Origin of the sequence: Pseudomonas sp. LPH60 (genome assembly GCF_030718165.1) — a bacterium.
Lineage (GTDB): Bacteria > Pseudomonadota > Gammaproteobacteria > Pseudomonadales > Pseudomonadaceae > Aquipseudomonas > Aquipseudomonas danubii.
Map to the genome: position 1 here is coordinate 1 of NZ_JAVAJH010000028.1, position 1,539 is coordinate 1,539.

The following is a 1,539-nucleotide window of genomic DNA, read 5'->3' on the forward strand; positions in this document are numbered from 1 at the left end:
TAACAACCCGGAGCACAGTCGACGAGTCCTGGCCTATGACGTGGCGATTGGGGCAGGGGAGAGTGTGGATGATGTGACGTTCTATGCGTATTTGTGTCGGGTGGCGGATTGGCGACTTAGTTGGAAGAGAACTCATGCAGAAATAAATGGCCAAGATAATGAAGATGGTTTTGATCAGCCCGATGAAACGGTGAGAGAGCTTTATCGGGCAGAAGAGCCCAAAAATCGCGAGCTGATCGACTCTACGGTGGTCTATCGCACAAGTGGGGCTCTACCAACTCTTGTGGGGGACATAATGCCCTCTTTGGTGGCCTCTCAGACCTGGAGTGAGCGTCAACGCGGAAAGCCCATCCGTAATGGAGGGAAAATCTGATGCGCCGCATATTCTCGTACTTGTCCATTACCGGCGTGCTGTTGAGCAGTTACATGGTGCAGGCAGCGGAACGGTCATTTGCAATTACTCGCTGTTTTTCCAGTCCAGCTACACCTATTTCTGCCTATGTCCCTGCCAAGGAGGCTGCCTTTATGTCCGTAGATACTCGTTATCGCGCTCCCGTTATGTCACCTCGCCTGCAAACTTTAGATGTCCTCAGTATTGGCATGAGTCTGGACGTATTTCGGCAAGGACAAACCTGGCAGGCTTTACAGGAGCAAAGTACAAAACAGATGGAGTCACTGCATGTAGGCAGTGTTCTGCCTACAGATCCGAAGAAATATCCCCAGACTTCTGATGATAAAAACATGGCATGGAACAAACGCATTGCCGATGCATTGGAACTGGGGTTGCGAGACTTTATGGAGAAATGGCCAATCCCCACCATCACAGTCGTGCGAGATTGGAGCCCTAAAACACCAAACCTGCGTTTCACTCCAGACGAGACCAGAGAGATGTTGACTACCACAGTGAACGATTACCGTACTGATGCTGGGTTGCATTGGCATCGTATCCGTAATGTGAAGGATGGCATTGTCTGCAATGACACCCCCGAAGGTTTGGTGGAGAGTCTATTCCAGTTATTTGAGCGTAATCCTGATCTACCGGCTGTTCTGGTTTACAACCTCGATGGCATCAATATGGCTGGCGCTCTATCAAGCAGGGACACTTCTTTAAAGTCGCTCGGGGCTGTCGCCGGCCCACGCCAGCCCGACAAGTTAACCGACGCCATGGTCGCCCTGGTCGTCGGCCGCCCCGAACGTGTCGAATGGCTGCGCTATTACGCCCCCTTCACCAAGGTCAACCAGAACAAGATCGATCCTGAATTCACCGGTTGGGGCTGGCGTAAACCTCCCGTCGAGTTCCAACCTTCTGAGTTCATCCCGCAACCCTGGACCGAGCGCGCTTTTGAACAATGGGACGCCTTGCCAGTGCTGGCCAGGATTCATCGCCCGGTCACGGTTTCCCTACAGCGCCCGGACAATGGCGAACGCCTCAAGCGCGAAGCCTTGACCACGCAACTGGCCGCTGGCTGGAAAAAAGCCACTGATGCCGTTGCACCAGCACCGGCTCGGGTGTTCTACGACGGCGGCCTGAACAGCACG

At 53.5% G+C, this 1,539-nt stretch carries 2 protein-coding genes; both read left to right on the top strand.

Features of this window, described 5'->3' with window-relative positions:
- The coding region (locus Q8O96_RS31075) for a DUF3274 domain-containing protein (protein ID WP_305950127.1) at positions 1-373 on the top strand (373 nt) is incomplete at its 5' end.
- Positions 373-1,539 (top strand): DUF2875 family protein (locus Q8O96_RS31080; protein ID WP_305950128.1); only part of this gene is annotated, 1,167 nt, incomplete at its 3' end. The genes Q8O96_RS31075 and Q8O96_RS31080, both read left to right, overlap by 1 nt.